Origin of the sequence: Mesorhizobium sp. M0410, from assembly GCF_040321435.1 — a bacterium.
Taxonomy (GTDB): domain Bacteria; phylum Pseudomonadota; class Alphaproteobacteria; order Rhizobiales; family Rhizobiaceae; genus Mesorhizobium.
Map to the genome: position 1 here is coordinate 214,269 of NZ_JAMYRN010000001.1, position 14,126 is coordinate 228,394.

The 14,126-nt window shown below is 62.6% G+C and carries 15 protein-coding genes and 1 pseudogene; 10 read left to right on the top strand and 6 right to left on the bottom strand.

The features are described from left to right. Positions 1 to 49 precede the first annotated feature (49 nt). On the top strand, positions 50 to 1,546 hold the full coding sequence (locus NKI63_RS01065) for an amidase (protein ID WP_352820227.1): 1,497 nt from the start codon (positions 50 to 52) through the stop codon (positions 1,544 to 1,546). 156 nt (positions 1,547 to 1,702) lie between these two features. Then, entirely contained in the window at positions 1,703 to 2,596 is an 894-nt protein-coding gene (gene argB / locus NKI63_RS01070; protein WP_023677482.1) for an acetylglutamate kinase, read from the top strand. Positions 2,597 to 2,615: 19 nt separating this feature from the next. Here argB and bchE read toward each other — a convergent pair. Together bchE and NKI63_RS01080 are read right to left on the bottom strand one after the other, a co-directional pair. Then, positions 2,616 to 4,153, bottom strand: a pseudogene (gene bchE, locus NKI63_RS01075) (magnesium-protoporphyrin IX monomethyl ester anaerobic oxidative cyclase). A 102-nt stretch (positions 4,154 to 4,255) separates the two neighbouring features. Then, positions 4,256 to 4,732, bottom strand: coding sequence for an Lrp/AsnC family transcriptional regulator (locus tag NKI63_RS01080; RefSeq protein WP_254815887.1), 477 nt, complete (start codon positions 4,730 to 4,732; stop codon positions 4,256 to 4,258). 140 nt (positions 4,733 to 4,872) lie between these two features. Between NKI63_RS01080 and phhA the strand changes: the two genes are divergently transcribed. Beyond that, on the top strand, positions 4,873 to 5,706 hold the full coding sequence (phhA, locus tag NKI63_RS01085; RefSeq protein WP_254815886.1) for a phenylalanine 4-monooxygenase: 834 nt from the start codon (positions 4,873 to 4,875) through the stop codon (positions 5,704 to 5,706). Here phhA and NKI63_RS01090 read toward each other — a convergent pair. Then, positions 5,701 to 6,201: a MarR family winged helix-turn-helix transcriptional regulator gene (locus NKI63_RS01090; RefSeq protein WP_352820229.1), complete on the bottom strand. Its 501-nt coding sequence runs from the start codon at positions 6,199 to 6,201 to the stop codon at positions 5,701 to 5,703. The genes phhA and NKI63_RS01090 overlap by 6 nt on opposite strands. A 93-nt stretch (positions 6,202 to 6,294) precedes the next feature. Here NKI63_RS01090 and NKI63_RS01095 point away from each other — a divergent pair, with 93 nt between their 5' ends. Then, positions 6,295 to 6,462: a hypothetical protein gene (locus NKI63_RS01095; protein WP_352700996.1), complete on the top strand. Its 168-nt coding sequence runs from the start codon at positions 6,295 to 6,297 to the stop codon at positions 6,460 to 6,462. Between the two features lie 69 nt (positions 6,463 to 6,531). On the opposite strand, the gene NKI63_RS01100 is transcribed toward NKI63_RS01095, so the two are convergent. Beyond that, positions 6,532 to 7,293, bottom strand: a complete 762-nt coding sequence (locus tag NKI63_RS01100) for a GGDEF domain-containing protein (RefSeq protein ID WP_352820230.1) — start codon at positions 7,291 to 7,293, stop codon at positions 6,532 to 6,534. A 161-nt stretch (positions 7,294 to 7,454) separates the two neighbouring features. On the opposite strand from NKI63_RS01100, the gene NKI63_RS01105 reads away from it, so the two are divergent. Continuing rightward, positions 7,455 to 8,162: a pyrimidine 5'-nucleotidase gene (locus NKI63_RS01105; protein ID WP_352477037.1), complete on the top strand. Its 708-nt coding sequence runs from the start codon at positions 7,455 to 7,457 to the stop codon at positions 8,160 to 8,162. Positions 8,163 to 8,195: 33 nt separating this feature from the next. On the opposite strand, the gene NKI63_RS01110 is transcribed toward NKI63_RS01105, so the two are convergent. Continuing rightward, positions 8,196 to 9,035, bottom strand: a complete 840-nt coding sequence (locus NKI63_RS01110) for an LOG family protein (RefSeq protein WP_254815881.1) — start codon at positions 9,033 to 9,035, stop codon at positions 8,196 to 8,198. Positions 9,036 to 9,181: 146 nt separating this feature from the next. Here NKI63_RS01110 and dapD point away from each other — a divergent pair, with 146 nt between their 5' ends. The 4 genes from dapD to NKI63_RS01130 all read left to right on the top strand — a co-directional run bounded on the left by dapD (position 9,182) and on the right by NKI63_RS01130 (position 12,578). After that, positions 9,182 to 10,036, top strand: coding sequence for a 2,3,4,5-tetrahydropyridine-2,6-dicarboxylate N-succinyltransferase (gene dapD, locus NKI63_RS01115; protein WP_352686433.1), 855 nt, complete (start codon positions 9,182 to 9,184; stop codon positions 10,034 to 10,036). Positions 10,037 to 10,061: 25 nt separating this feature from the next. Next, positions 10,062 to 10,433 (top strand): DUF805 domain-containing protein, encoded by a 372-nt coding sequence (locus tag NKI63_RS01120; protein WP_352686430.1) that lies wholly within the window; start codon positions 10,062 to 10,064, stop codon positions 10,431 to 10,433. A gap of 21 nt (positions 10,434 to 10,454) precedes the next feature. After that, positions 10,455 to 11,243, top strand: a complete 789-nt coding sequence (locus NKI63_RS01125) for a hypothetical protein (protein ID WP_352686428.1) — start codon at positions 10,455 to 10,457, stop codon at positions 11,241 to 11,243. Positions 11,244 to 11,477: 234 nt separating this feature from the next. After that, positions 11,478 to 12,578, top strand: a complete 1,101-nt coding sequence (locus tag NKI63_RS01130) for a GGDEF domain-containing protein (protein ID WP_352751754.1) — start codon at positions 11,478 to 11,480, stop codon at positions 12,576 to 12,578. Positions 12,579 to 12,663: 85 nt separating this feature from the next. Here the strand turns inward: NKI63_RS01130 and NKI63_RS01135 are convergent, their stop codons facing one another. Then, the gene (locus NKI63_RS01135) at positions 12,664 to 12,798 is read right to left on the bottom strand and encodes a hypothetical protein (protein WP_352506029.1); all 135 of its coding nucleotides are present in this window, start codon (positions 12,796 to 12,798) and stop codon (positions 12,664 to 12,666) included. 128 nt (positions 12,799 to 12,926) lie between these two features. Between NKI63_RS01135 and dapE the strand changes: the two genes are divergently transcribed. Beyond that, entirely contained in the window at positions 12,927 to 14,126 is a 1,200-nt protein-coding gene (gene dapE, locus NKI63_RS01140) for a succinyl-diaminopimelate desuccinylase (protein ID WP_352686422.1), read from the top strand.

The window sequence follows — 14,126 nt, forward strand, 5'->3', positions numbered from 1 at the left end:
TGCCAATGGAATCGCCTCCCGCTAGCTTGCCATCAGCGGGAGGGTGACCATGTCGATCGAGCGGGTTCTGTGGGAGCATGACGCAACCGGCCAGGCCGCGCTCGTGCACAAGGGAGAGCTCACACCGCAAGATCTCGTCGATGCGGCGATCGCCCGGGCCGAGGCCACCCGGCCGGAGATCAATGCCATTGCCGAACCGCTTTTTGAGGCGGCGCGGGCGCGAGCGAAAACCGTCGACCACAAGCTGCCGCTTGCCGGAGTGCCCTTTGCGCTGAAGGACCTCGGAATCGCCATGAAGGGCGTGCCGACGCATGGCGGTAGCCGCATCCCGGCTTTCACCCCCGATTTCAACTCGGTCATGACGGAACGCTATCTGGCCGCCGGCCTGATCCCGATCGCCACCAGCACCGCACCCGAACACGGACTGAGGCTGGTGACCGAGTCGGTGGCTTACGGCGTCACCCGCAATCCATGGGACACCGCGCACACGACCGGCGGTTCCTCGGGCGGTGCGGCTGCCCTGGTCGCGGCCGGCGTCGTGCCGGTGGCGCACGCCTCGGACGGCGGCGGCTCGATCAGGGTGCCTGCCGCTTGTACCGGGCTGGTCGGGCTGAAAACCTCGCGCGGCCGCGTGCCCTTGACACCGCTCGTCACCGAAAGCTGGTACGGCTTCGTCGTCGACCATGCGTTGGCCCGCTCAGTGCGCGATACGGCGCTGCTGCTCGACCTGACCCACGGGGCTGACCCGCTGTCGCCCTACGCGGCACCGTCGCCGACCGGCAGTTTTGCTGCGGCGGCCGGGCGCGATCCGGGCAAGCTCAACCTCGGCTTCTATCGAAAATCGCCGCTCGGCCTGCCGATATCGGAAGAGACGTTGAAAGCTCTGGATGCGGCGATCGCGCTGGCGCGCGAAGGCGGGCACAGCGTCGAGGAGATCGACCTGCCCTATATCGATCGCGATTTCATCGCCGATTTCGCCAGAACCGTCGCCGCGGCGGTGGCCGGCACGATGCGTGGCGAGGCCTTGCGCGTCGGCCGCTCCATCTCAGGCGACATCGAACGCGCCACGCGCGTAATGAGCCGGTTCGGTGAAATCCTCTCGGCCGGCGAAATCTATGCTGGCCTGCAGCGGCTGCACGCCGCCTCGCGCCGGCTAATCACCGAAACCGCGCGCTATGATGCGGTGCTGATGCCTGTCATCGCGCACCCGCCGCTCGCCTGCGGCACCATGGACCCGAAAGGCGCCGACGAATTCATCGAGAATGTCCTGGACAGACTGCGCCTCGCCGGCCTGCTGAAGTTCAAGCCGCTATTCGGCCGGCTGATGGACAAGAGCCTGTGGTTCACCCACTGGCCGGCGATCCAGAACGTCAGCGGGCAACCGTCGATCACGCTTCCGGTCTACGTCACCGATGCCGGCCTGCCGCTCGGCGTCCAGGCCGCCGGCCGCCCCGGCGACGAGGAAACGCTTCTGTCGTTCGCCGCGCAGATGGAAAAGATCTCGGGCTGGCTGGGACGGCGGGCGCCGCTGCAGGTGCCGGCATAGACCATGATCCCGAAAGGTGGGAACCGGTTTTCGGACAAGATCATGGACAAACAAATAGTAGTACCGATTTGATCGATCGCGACAGCAAAGCCGTTTGCCCCCTCGTCCAATTCCCGCTAAGACGCCGCCGTTCATGCCAAGCTGGGAACCACGCCGATGACGGATGTCGCCGCCACCGCCGAAATGCAGGCCGCGCTGCTTTCAAGGGCGCTGCCCTATATGCAACGCTACGAGAACAAGACGGTCGTGGTGAAATATGGCGGCCACGCGATGGGCGACATCGCGCTCGGCAAGGCTTTCGCCCGCGACATCGCACTTTTGAAACAATCCGGCGTCAACCCAATCGTCGTGCATGGCGGTGGGCCGCAGATCGGCGCCATGCTCAGCAAGATGGGCATCGAATCCAAATTCGAGGGCGGCTTGCGCGTCACCGACCAGAAGACCGTCGAGATTGTCGAGATGGTGCTGGCCGGGTCGATCAACAAGGAGATCGTCGCGCTGATCAATGCCGAGGGCGAGTGGGCGATCGGCCTGTGCGGCAAGGACGGCAACATGGTGTTTGCCGAAAAAGCGCGCAAGACCATGATCGATCCGGATTCCAACATCGAGCGGGTGCTCGACCTGGGCTTCGTTGGTGAGCCTGTCGAGGTCGACCGCACATTGCTCGACCTCCTGGCGCGGTCCGAAATGATCCCGGTGCTGGCGCCGGTAGCGCCCGGCCGCGACGGCCATACCTACAACATCAACGCCGACACTTTTGCCGGCGCCATCGCCGGCGCCTGCCAGGCGACGCGCCTGCTGTTCCTTACCGACGTGCCCGGCGTGCTCGACAAGGACAAGAAGCTGATCGACGAGCTGACGGTGGCCGAGGCCAAGGCCCTGATCAAGGACGGCACGGTCTCGGGCGGCATGATCCCCAAAGTCGAGACCTGCATCGAGGCAATCGAGCGGGGCGTCGCAGGCGTCGTCATCCTTAACGGCAAGACGCCGCATGCGGTGCTGCTCGAGCTGTTCACCGAACACGGCGCCGGCACGCTAATCGTGCCGTGAGGCCGGGTGTCTGAGGGGGTCAAGCGTTTGGCGAAATAGCGGTCACGGACTGACGCGGCAGGCGTTCGACAACCATCGATTCCTCTTCCTCGTCTTGCGGCGAGCCCCAGAATTCGGCGAGCGTCGGGCCATGTTTCAGGCGGCGGTCGCGGACCAGAAAGCCCCAGACTTCGCGGAACCAGACGCGGCGGCCCATTTTGGTGTACCAGCGCATCGAATGCCGTTGCTCCGGATCCTTGTGGAACAGGATACGCGCCAACGCCTTGGGCCGCGACTGCACCGCCAGTTCGATCAGCTTGACGGCGAAGAACAACATCCACGGCTTGAGGCGGGTCATCTGCAGCACCTGATGCTTGTAGTCCCACAGGCGGGCGTCCAGCTGGATCACCTTGCGTCCCTGGCAATCCTGAAGAACGGCGTCCAGCGATGCGGCGTCACATAGAGCGCCTGGATCTGGTCAGGGTCATAAGCGATCAGTTGGCGGGAGCCGCGCCAGAGGTCGCGCAAGCTTTCGTCCTCGAAACCGGCCACCCAGGTCGCCATCGACAAGATGCCGTTGAGGCGCAGCAGCCGTGTCGCCTCGCGGTCGGATGAGGTGCTGCCGCCCTTGCGGATCAATGCAAGCGTCTGCTCGTCGGTATTTTCCATGCCAAGCAGCCAGCGAATGACGCCGGCCTGGCGATAAAGATGCAGGCTGTCGGCGTCGCGGACGATGTCGTCGGCGCGGGTGGAGCCGACGATCAGCACCGGCACATTCTCGGCGATCATCGCGTCGAGAAAGGCGCGCCAGGCTTTTTTGGACGACGTCGGGTTCTCGTCGGCAAGGTTGATCAGCTCGACGCCATGCTCGCGGTAAAGCCAGGCAATCTCCCGCGCGAACTTTATGGGGTCGCGGTGCCGCCAGCGCGTCCAGAAGCCGCGCTGGCCGCAATAGTTGCACAGATGCGGACAGCCTCGCGAGAACTGCATGACCACCGCGCGCTTGCCTCCCCAATAGCTGTAGCGACTGAAGTCGATCAGTTCCCAGCCGATGCGGTAGTCGTCTAGGTTGGTGATCGTTCTTGCCGGCCGGGTTGCAAAGGGCTGGCGCAAATCGTCAGGAAAGGCGATGCCCGCCACATCCGGCAGCGGCTTGCGTTTCTCAAGCGCTTCGACCAGCGCGACGATGGTCGCCTCGCCCTCGCCGCGCACGATAAAGTCGAAAACATTCGTTTCAGCCAGTATGTCGCGCCAATGATAGGTCGGAAACACGCCGCCATAGATCAGGATTGTCGCCGGCTGGATGTCCTTGACCATGCCGGCGATCAGCAGGGCTGTCGGATGCGCAGAGGTCGAGCCGGAATGGCCGATCAGAATGCAGTCGGGATGGTCGCTCAAGGCGTCCCGGACCAGCGTGGCAAGCGCCATCGGCCCGAATTCGGCGTCCACAAGCCGCACTTGATGTCCCGCGTCGATCAGCGGACCGCCAAGTGCCAGCAAACCGAGCGGCGGCAGATGGTCGTCCGGCACACGGCTGCCGATGGCGGTATGCGGCGGGTTGATCAGGACGATTTTCATGGCGGGCCTTATGCGATGGCGGTCCGCATGTCGTAGTCGGCGATCTAGTTCCGGGGATTGGCTCGCTTCAGCAGTTTGTGTGCAGCTTTTCCGCAGAAATGCCTATCGTCTGAGATGTGCCAGCGGCACATGGCCGGGTCCCTTAATGTTCTGCAGCACAAGCTGCGTGTGGACGTCGCGCACGCCTTCGAGCCGCATCAGCCGGTGCATGACGAAGGCATTGAGTTCGTCGACCGACGGCACCATGACATGCAGCAGGAAATCGTAGTCTCCAGTCATCGTCCAGCACGACGACACCTCGTCCATGCGCTGCACGGCGGCGATAAAGGTTTCGGGCGAGCCGTCGCTGTGGGTCACGAGGCGCACCTGGATGAACACTTCGACCATCAGACCGACGGCGCGGCGGCTGAGTACCGCGGCGAAGCCTTTTATGATGCCCGCCTGCTGAAGAGTCTCGAAGCGCCGCGCGCAAGGTGTCGTCGACAGGCCAATCTGCTGCGCCAATTCCGATACCGGCTTGCGCCCGTCGCGCTGCAGGATGTCGAGCATCTTGATCTCGAATTCGTCAAATTGAGGCATTTTCACTCTCCCAAAGCTCGATCGTGGAGTCTTTTACCTCCAACCCTGCATTTGAGCCACCATCAAAGCTGATTTGCCTCGCGCGATCCGGCTAGAATTTCCGGCAATTCGCTGGTCATGATTTCCAGGGAGAGCAAGCCATGACAATGAACGTTGCCGACTATGCCCGCGAATGCGCGGCGCGAGGCCTTCGCGGCGATTATTCCGTCTGCCGTGCCGATTTCACCGTGGCGCAGGGCTACAATTATAGCGACGAAGAACAGGCGGTGTGGCGCACGCTGTGCGACCGCCAGACGAAGCTGACCAGGAAGCTGGCCCACCACTCCTACCTCGACGGCGTCGCGGCACTCGGCCTTCTCGACAAGATCCCGGATTTCGGTGCGGTCAGCGAGAAGCTGCGCAAGTTCACCGGCTGGGAGATCGTCGCCGTGCCGGGGCTCATCCCCGCCCAGCCGTTCTTCGACCATCTCGCCAACCGCCGCTTCCCGGTCACCAACTGGCTGCGAACCCAAAAGGAACTCGACTACATTGTCGAGCCCGACATGTTCCACGATTTCTTCGGTCACGTGCCGATCCTGACGCAGCCGGTCTTTGCCGACTTCATGCAGATGTATGGCAAGAAGGCCGATAGCGTGATTGCGCTCGGCGGCGACGAGATGATCACCAGGCTTTACTGGTACACCGTCGAATACGGCCTGATACGCGAGCCGGGCCAGCCGCTGAAGGCTTTCGGCGCTGGGCTGATGTCATCCTTCACAGAGCTTCAGTTCGCGGTCGAAGGCGGCGAGGCGCACCATGTTCCCTTCGACTTGGAAACCGTAATGCGCACCGGCTACGAGATCGACAAGTTCCAGCGTGCCTATTTCGTGCTGCCGTCGTTCGACGCCCTGCGTGATGCTTTCGAGACAGCCGATCTTGCGGCGATCGTGGCGCGCCGCAAAGGCGAGCCAGCGCTCGACCCGGCGAGCCTATAGGCTGTCGGTTGTTTCCAACGCCTCGGCCTTCAGCCGGGCCAGCTGGTCGCGCTGAAGGTCGAGGGACGCCGTGACGAAGCGCAGGATCGTGGCGAGTTCAGTGTCGCTGAATGTGGCGATCACCTTTTCCCCCTCCTGCGCGATCGCGCCGTAATAGCGCGTCGATAGTTCTCGCGTGAGTTCCGTCGCCTCTATGACCACCTTGCGCCTGTCCTCGAGGCTGCGCGTTCGTGTCAGCAGGCCGCGCGCTTCCAGCCGGTCGATCAGCGCGGTGACCGCGGCCGGCGTCAACCCTGTTGCGGCCGCGACCTCGCCAGCCGATCGCGGTCCGCCATAGAGCAGCGCCAGGCAATGGCGTTCCGCCATACTCAGCCCAAGCCTATCGCCCACTGCCTCGTCATAAGCCTGCGTCGCGTCCTGCCAGCCCATAATGGCAAGGCTGATAGCGGTCTTCATGTCTGCCCGATTCACGCTTGACGAATTTATTTCGATCATCTAACTATCAATCTGCCTAACATTATGGCTATTATAGTAATGTGCTGCATCGGGCACAAGGCAAGGCCTATCGCAGCTTGCAAGGAGTGAAAAATGAATCAGACCCCGACGCGCGGCCCACTCACACCGGCTGAGGAGTTCAAATACGCCAAGCTGGCGATGGAGTGGTATGGCTGGGGCTCTCCCATTGGCCTTGGCATCGCTCTGGTCGCGCTGGCGGCCGCCGCCCTGCTGTTCCGCATCGCCATACGCGGATTTTGACAGTCTGACCACGGTCGGGTTGAATGCAGACAGGGTGGAACTCTCCCAGCGGAAGGCTCAGGGCCGAGCTCAGGCGGCTTCGGAAATATCGCGGTCGATGATCGACAGATTGCGGCCGCGATGCTTGGCCTCGTAAAGCCGCTGGTCGGCGGCGCGCATCAGCTCCGACACTGCGGCGTCCCTGCCGCAGGTGATGCCGCCAATACTGACTGTCAGCGGAACCGTTCGTTCGTCGACAGGCCGGAAACGGATACGCTCGACCTCACGGCGGATGCGCTCAGCGACGCGCCTGGCCTCGTGTTCGGTGGCACCAATCAGAAGGGCGCAGAATTCCTCGCCGCCGATACGCCCAAGCACGTCGCCGCTGCGCACGCCACGCTCTATCGCCTTTGCGATCAGGAGCAGCGCATCATCGCCGATCAGGTGGCCGTAGCTGTCGTTGATGGTCTTGAAATGGTCGGCATCGACGATCAGCAATGCCCCGCGATCGGATTTACGCCGAGAGCCGTCGAGGGCGGCAAAGAAACTTTCGCGGTTGAGCATGCCGGTCATGTCGTCGCGGCTCGCCTTGTCCGCCAGGCGCCGGTGCGCGGCTGCAAGCTGGGCATGGGCGCGGGCGAGCTCGCGATGCGCGGTCTGCAACCTTTCGCCCTGCCAGAACGTATAGGCGCCGACGCCCCAGGCAAGCGCGAGCGGGCAGACGGTGGATGTCAGCCAGATGGTGCGATTGGTCGGAAATCCCATTGCCGGCACGACGATCAGCGTCAGCAAAAGCGAGACCGCTACAGAGGCGAAAGCGATGGCGGCAGACTTTAGAATTATGCGATTCATCGCTGGCTCCCACTGGTCCGTCTTGGTCCCAGCAAGCGCTGAATGTCACCTTTCGGCGATGCTTAAAATTTTAATCGTTTCGCCATTTTCACCACTCTTAGCGCGCATAGGTTGTGGATAAACCTCCTGTTAGAAAGATCGTTTCGTGCCATAAGGACGGTATGACCACACTTCCCGACCCCGCCCGCTTTGCCCATGTCACCGACTGGGTGTTCGATCTCGACAACACGCTTTACCCGCACCATTCGAATCTGTTCTCGCAGATCGATGTGAAGATGACCGCCTACGTCGGAGAATTGCTGACGCTGCCGCGCGAGGAAGCACGCAAGCTGCAAAAGGAGCTCTACCGCGAATACGGCACGACACTGAACGGATTGATGACGCGCCACGGCATCGATCCGGACGATTTTCTCGAGAAAGTGCACGACATCGATTATTCCTGGCTGGTGCCCGATCCCGTCCTCGGCACCGCCATTCGCCAGCTTCCCGGCCGTAAATTCATCTTCACCAATGGCGATCGCCGGCATGCCGAACGCACCGCGCGGCAACTGGGCATTCTCGAGCATTTCGACGACATTTTCGATATCGTCGCAGCCGGACTGAACCCCAAGCCGGCGCGGCAATCCTATGAGAGATTTGCCGAACTCCACGCTGTTACCGGGCAAAATGCGGTGATGTTCGAAGATCTCGCCCGCAACCTGTCGGTACCGAAATCGCTGGGCATGACCACGGTGCTGGTGGTGCCGCGCAATTTCGAGCCGACCTTCTCGGAAATTTGGGAACGCGACCCGGCCAACGAGGATGATGTGGACTTCGTCACCGACGATCTCGCCGGCTTTCTCACGGCGATCGTCGAAGTCCCTGCTTGAGGCAGCCGGCGCGCTTCAAGTCCTGCTTGCTTGTCAAAGTTTATAGAAACGGCTGACGATCCCCCAGGCCTCGTCGGCGGTCTCGACGAAATCGATGATATCCTGGTCGCCGGGAGTGATCGTGCCTTGCTCGGCGAGGAAATCGAGGTCGATTGCCCTTGCCCAGAAAGCCTTGCCGAACAGAATGACCGGCACGCGTTCCATGCGGCCGGTCTGGATCAGGGTCAGCGTTTCGAAGAACTCGTCCATCGTGCCGAAGCCGCCGGGAAATACCGCAACGGCCTTTGCGCGCATGACGAAATGCATCTTGCGGACCGCGAAATAGTGGAAGTTGAAGCAGAGCTCCGGCGTCACGTAGGCGTTTGGCGCCTGCTCGTGCGGCAGCACGATGTTGAGACCGATCGACGGCGCGCCAACATCGTCGGCGCCACGATTGCCGGCCTCCATGACGCCCGGCCCGCCGCCGGTCACCACGACGAATTCGCGGTAGTACGAGCTGGCCGACTGCTGTGAGCAGAGGCGGGCGAATTTGCGCGCCTCCTCGTAATATTTGCTGTTTTGCTCGAGGTTCTTCTTCTGCGTCTCGTTCTTGGCCGCCCAGGCTTCGCCGCCGGGCTCGGGGATGCGGGCGCCGCCGAACAGGATGACGGTCGATTGGATGCCGCGCTCGGCCAGGATCATCTCCGGTTTCAGCAGTTCGAGCTGCAGCCTGACCGCGCGCAACTCGCGCCGCGTCATGAAATCGGGGTCGTTCCAGGCCAGCCGATATGTCTCCGCGCGCGTTTGCGGCGTGTCCGGCACGCTTCTCGACCGCTCCAGATCCTCGTCCGAATGCGGCAGCGGCGTCCATCCCGCCTTTTCCATGGGAGTCATATTTGCTTTACCCGTCCAATTCATTCACTTGCGCCGTCCCGTGACGCTGCCGCGATTGACCCTCCCCAAGCCTTCACATAGGGTCCGCGCGACTTTCAAACAGGTTAAGGCGCCGGCCCTTAACAGCTTGGTAATGGAGCGAATTCATGTCGAAGCACGATCTCGCGAGCCTCGAGGAGATCATCGAGAACGCCTTCGAGGAACGCGACACGATTTCGACCGCAACCCGCGGCGAGACGCGCGAGGCCATCCAATCGGCGCTCGACCTGCTCGACCGGGGCGTCGCCCGCGTCGCCGAGCGGCAGGCCGACGGCAAATGGCACGTCAACCAGTGGCTGAAGAAAGCGGTGCTGCTGTCCTTCCGGCTCACCCCGATGGAGATCATAAAGGGCGGTCCCGGTCAGGCGGTATGGTGGGACAAGGTGCCCTCAAAATTCGACGGCTGGGGCGCCGTCGATTTTGAGAAGGCCGGCTTCCGCGCCGTGCCGTCGTCGATCGTGCGCCGCTCCGCCTATGTCGCGCCCGGCGCCGTGCTGATGCCGTCCTTCGTCAATGTCGGCGCCTATGTCGACAGCGGCACCATGGTCGACACCTGGGCTTCGGTCGGCTCCTGCGCCCAGATCGGCAAGAATGTGCATCTGTCGGGCGGTGTCGGCATCGGCGGTGTGCTGGAGCCGATGCAGGCGGGTCCCACCATCATCGAGGACAACTGTTTCATCGGCGCCCGTTCCGAAGTGGTCGAAGGCTGCATCGTGCGCGAAGGCTCGGTGCTCGGCATGGGCGTCTTCATCGGCCAGTCGACCAAGATCGTCGACCGCGCCACCGGCGAGATCTTCTACGGCGAGGTGCCGCCTAATTCCGTCGTCGTCGCCGGCTCGCTGCCCGGCAAGCCTTTTCCAAACAACGAGCCCGGCCCCAGCCTCTACTGCGCCGTCATCGTCAAGCGGGTCGACGCCAGGACCCGTTCCAAGACCTCGATCAACGAATTGCTGCGCGATTGATCTTCCCAAGAACGGATGCAACGGGTTGACTGACAAACCTCAATTCCTGTGGCTTTTCTTCAGCCTTTCCGGGCGAGTGAATCCAAGCGCCTATGTTTTGGCTGGCCTCTTGCCGGTCATCGTTCAACTCTTCTTGCTCTATCAGTTCGCGCGAACGCCGTTAGGCACTGCCGCGAGCCAGTACTGGGCGCTCGCCTTATGGATCGCAGTGTTCGTCTCGACATGGTCGACCTTTGCGCTAACGGCTAAGCGGTTCCATGATTTCGGCAAGCCTACCTATTACGCATTGGTCTCTCTCATTATCGGCTTCGTCCTGCTTTTTATCCTGGCTTTTTTCAAAAGTGACCCCGGCCCCAACCGCTACGGCAAGCGCACCAATGCCCCGGCTGAACCCTGAGCGCCGATCGGACATTTCGTCATGCGCTACCGCTCGCTTGATCCGAAACTGATCCTCGAAACCGCCGAACGGCTGGAAGGGCGCGTCGCCGAGCGCTTTCCCGATGCAGGCTTGCGCGGCGTCGCCGCCGAACTCGTGTCGCTGTCGCGCGATCTGGCAAAAGCCGCCAAGGCGCTGGAGGCGCCGATTTGGTGGCTGCGCGGCCTCATCATCGCCGCCTTCGTCGTCGGAGCGCTGATGTTCCTGTTCGTTGGCACAATCCTGCCGCTCGGCCGCATCTCGGGAAACCACGATGCCTTCCAGTCGGTGCAAGGCATCGAAGCCTCCCTCAACATGATCATCCTCGCGGTGCTGGGCTTCCTGGCCCTGATTCGCTCCGAGGAGCGGATCAAGCGCAAGCGGGTGTTTCGCCAGCTCCACGGGTTGCGTTCGCTGATCCATGTCATCGACATGCACCAGCTGACCAAGGATCCGGCCGCACTTTCACCCAGTTTCAGGCCGACTGCCCATTCGCCAGCCCGCATCACCAACGCTGCCGACCTTGCCCGCTATCTCGACTACTGCTCCGAAATGCTGTCGATCACCGGCAAGATCGCCGCGCTGTTCGCGCAATCGGTGAATGACGCCGTGGTGATCGACGGCGTCAACGACATCGAGAACCTGGCTTCGAACCTCTCGCGAAAGATCTGGCAGAAGATCACGCTGATCGAAACCCCTCATGGGCAGCCGGCACGTGCGGCGAAGACCGATCCCGAGCCGGGTCCACCGCGTCGGCCTGCAGTCCGCAGACGACCGGGGCCGGCAAGCTAAAACCGGCGACCCGGCGGTCAGATCCGCTAGAGCGGCAGAGCGGGGAGTTCCGAAAGCCCGGTTTTGTGCCGGATGCTCTAAGCGAATGTTAATCACCCTGGCCCAGCATGCCGGCGAAGACTGTGTCGACCGGCACGGAGCGCTCGACTGGCAAGCGACCTATCCCTGATCACCAAGGAGCCGCGCAAAACGTGGAGCGCCGCCGCTCGCCTGTTTGCCTGGTTCTCTTCGCCAATGAAATTGGAACCGGAAGCTGTCCGCGCCCGGCTTCTCGACACCACCTTCGATCGCAAATTCGCAGTCCTGTTCGGCACCATCAGCGTTCTGTTGGTTGCGGTCAGCGCCGCTCTCGCCACCGGGGATTGGTGGCCCTACGCCTGGATTGCCGCCGACCTGATGCTTTTCACCGTCCGCGTTCTGCTGATGCGGGAATGCGAACAGGCCCGCAGGCGCGGCTCGAAAGGGCCGCTGGCGGGCCTGATGACAGCCAGCGGCGTCTGGTCGGTCGTCTTCGGCCTCGGCTGCTATGGCTGTGTTGCCAGCGGGAATATGGCGCTTTCCGTACTTGCCGCCTTGAATGTCGCAGGCGTCGTCGGCGTGGTGTCGTCACGCAATGCGGCGACCCCGCGCTTCGCCATATTCGTCATGTTGGCCGTAAGCCTGCCTTACGTGGCCGGTGCATTGTTTTCTGCGGCGCCCGGAATGCCGATCGTCGGAATTCAAACGCCGTTCTATGTGGCCGGCGTCATCATCGTGCTGCTTCAGAACCACGCAATCAATGCCCGCATGATCCGCGCCGAACTGGACAATCGCGACCTGGCCATCAAGGACGCGCTGACCGGCCTGCCAAACCGCATCTTCCTGCAGGAGAAATTGCGCGACATGTGCCGCGAGCTTGCGGCGCCGGCCGCCAATGGCGGCAAGCCGTTTGCAGTGCTCAGCATGGATCTCGACGGTTTCAAACAGGTCAACGACCGTTTTGGCCACGCCGTCGGCGACGTGCTGCTGCGCAAGGTGGCCGAACGATTGAAGCGCGGCTTCCGTCCGGGGGACGTTGTCTTCCGCATTGGCGGCGATGAATTTGTCATCCTTTTGCCCGCAACCTCGGAGATCGAGGCCACCTACCTGGCAAAGCGGGCCATCGAAAAGGTCTCGGTGCCTTTCGACCTCGGGGTCGGTTCCGCTATCCATGTCGGCCTGAGCGTCGGCAGCGCCTTCGCACCCGCCGACGGCGGCGATCCGGAAATCCTGCTCACCTGTTCCGACCATGCGCTCTACGAAGCCAAGCGCACCGGCAAGGGCCGTTACTGGGCACCTGTGCGGGCTACCATCTGACGGCGACGGCTTCCGGCGACAGGCAGGGCGATCCGCTTCTCTCCTGCCCGGCCGGCCATGCCTTGCGTCGCGCCGCTCTTGACCGTTACTTGCCCGCCTTCTCGATGCGCGGCCGCGCCGGCAGAACCATTTGTCGCCCGGCAAGTATCGGGCAGCCGCCGGCGTAGCAGCCGATACTGCCGGCACCGGCGATTACGATTGTCTTGCCATGCGTGATCATGCGATGGCCCTGCCCTGGTCGAGAGGCCTTGCCGCAATTATACGACATGAAAACCATAATGTCGGCGGCATGTCTGGCCCTTATGTCTGGCCGTGACAGTCCCTGCGCTTTCGACTATCGCTTTGCCCATGACGCTGCCTACCGATCCGACCAGAAATCTGGCTGCTCTCATCCGCTGCGCTTCCGTGACGCCCGCCGAAGGCGGTGCGCTGAGCGCGCTGGAAGAAATGTTGAAGCCGCTCGGCTTTGCCGTCGAGCGCCCGGTGTTTTCCGAATCCGGCACACCTGACATAGAGAATCTTTACGCGCGGCGTTCCGGCAACGGCCCGCATCTGATGTTTGCCGGCCATACCGATGTCGTGCCGGTGGGCGATGAAACAGCCTGGACGCACCCGCCCTTTGCAGCCGACATCGCCAATGGCGAGATGTTCGGCCGCGGCGCCGTCGACATGAAGGGCGGCATTGCTTGTTTCGTCGCGGCGGTAGCGCGACACATCGCGCAGAAGGGCGGCCCGAAGGGGTCGGTCTCGCTGCTGATAACCGGCGATGAGGAAGGTCCGGCGATCAACGGCACGACGAAACTGCTCGAATGGGCGGCCGCCAAAGGCGAGAAATGGCATGCTGCGATCGTCGGCGAGCCGACCAATCCCGACGCGCTCGGCGATATGATCAAGATCGGCCGGCGCGGCTCGCTATCGGGCACGGTCGTCGTCAACGGCCGCCAGGGACACGCCGCCTATCCGCAGCTGGCCGACAACCCGGTGCGCGGCCTGGTCACGCTGGTCGACGCCTTGCTTCACCCCGCCTTCGATAACGGAACAAGGGATTTCCAGCCGACCAATCTTGAGGTGACCTCCATCGATGTCGGCAATCCTGCCACCAACGTCATCCCGGCGAAGGCGGCGGCTACCTTCAATATTCGCTTCAACGACACATGGACCGCCGAGACGATCCAGGCCGAGATCCACAACCGCCTCGACCGGGCGGCGAAACGCAAGAAATACCGCGCCGGCAAGGCGACGCCCGTCGACTACGAGATCGCTTGGCGCGACGGACCGAGCCACGTTTTTCTGACACGCGACGACAGGTTGATCGAGACGCTTGGCGGCTCGATCAAGGCGGTGACCGGCAGGAAGCCTGCGCTCTCCACCTCCGGCGGCACCTCCGATGCCCGCTTCATCAAGGATTATTGTCCGGTGGTCGAATTCGGCCTTGTCGGCAAGACCATGCACATGGTCGACGAACGCGTGGCGATTGCCGACCTCGAGACGCTGACGCAGATTTATCTGCGCTTCGTTGAAGACTGGTTTGCGCAGGACATATCCTAG

What these genes read in the sequence shown, in the direction of transcription:
- NKI63_RS01065 (WP_352820227.1), top strand. Translation starts at nt 50, where the DNA reads ATGTCGATCGAGCGGGTTCTGTGGGAGCATGACGCAACCGGCCAGGCC.
- argB (WP_023677482.1), top strand. Translation starts at nt 1,703, where the DNA reads ATGACGGATGTCGCCGCCACCGCCGAAATGCAGGCCGCGCTGCTTTCA.
- NKI63_RS01080 (WP_254815887.1), bottom strand. Translation starts at nt 4,732, where the DNA reads ATGCCTCAATTTGACGAATTCGAGATCAAGATGCTCGACATCCTGCAG.
- phhA (WP_254815886.1), top strand. Translation starts at nt 4,873, where the DNA reads ATGACAATGAACGTTGCCGACTATGCCCGCGAATGCGCGGCGCGAGGC.
- NKI63_RS01090 (WP_352820229.1), bottom strand. Translation starts at nt 6,201, where the DNA reads ATGATCGAAATAAATTCGTCAAGCGTGAATCGGGCAGACATGAAGACC.
- NKI63_RS01095 (WP_352700996.1), top strand. Translation starts at nt 6,295, where the DNA reads ATGAATCAGACCCCGACGCGCGGCCCACTCACACCGGCTGAGGAGTTC.
- NKI63_RS01100 (WP_352820230.1), bottom strand. Translation starts at nt 7,293, where the DNA reads ATGAATCGCATAATTCTAAAGTCTGCCGCCATCGCTTTCGCCTCTGTA.
- NKI63_RS01105 (WP_352477037.1), top strand. Translation starts at nt 7,455, where the DNA reads ATGACCACACTTCCCGACCCCGCCCGCTTTGCCCATGTCACCGACTGG.
- NKI63_RS01110 (WP_254815881.1), bottom strand. Translation starts at nt 9,035, where the DNA reads ATGACTCCCATGGAAAAGGCGGGATGGACGCCGCTGCCGCATTCGGAC.
- dapD (WP_352686433.1), top strand. Translation starts at nt 9,182, where the DNA reads ATGTCGAAGCACGATCTCGCGAGCCTCGAGGAGATCATCGAGAACGCC.
- NKI63_RS01125 (WP_352686428.1), top strand. Translation starts at nt 10,455, where the DNA reads ATGCGCTACCGCTCGCTTGATCCGAAACTGATCCTCGAAACCGCCGAA.
- NKI63_RS01130 (WP_352751754.1), top strand. Translation starts at nt 11,478, where the DNA reads ATGAAATTGGAACCGGAAGCTGTCCGCGCCCGGCTTCTCGACACCACC.
- NKI63_RS01135 (WP_352506029.1), bottom strand. Translation starts at nt 12,798, where the DNA reads ATGATCACGCATGGCAAGACAATCGTAATCGCCGGTGCCGGCAGTATC.
- dapE (WP_352686422.1), top strand. Translation starts at nt 12,927, where the DNA reads ATGACGCTGCCTACCGATCCGACCAGAAATCTGGCTGCTCTCATCCGC.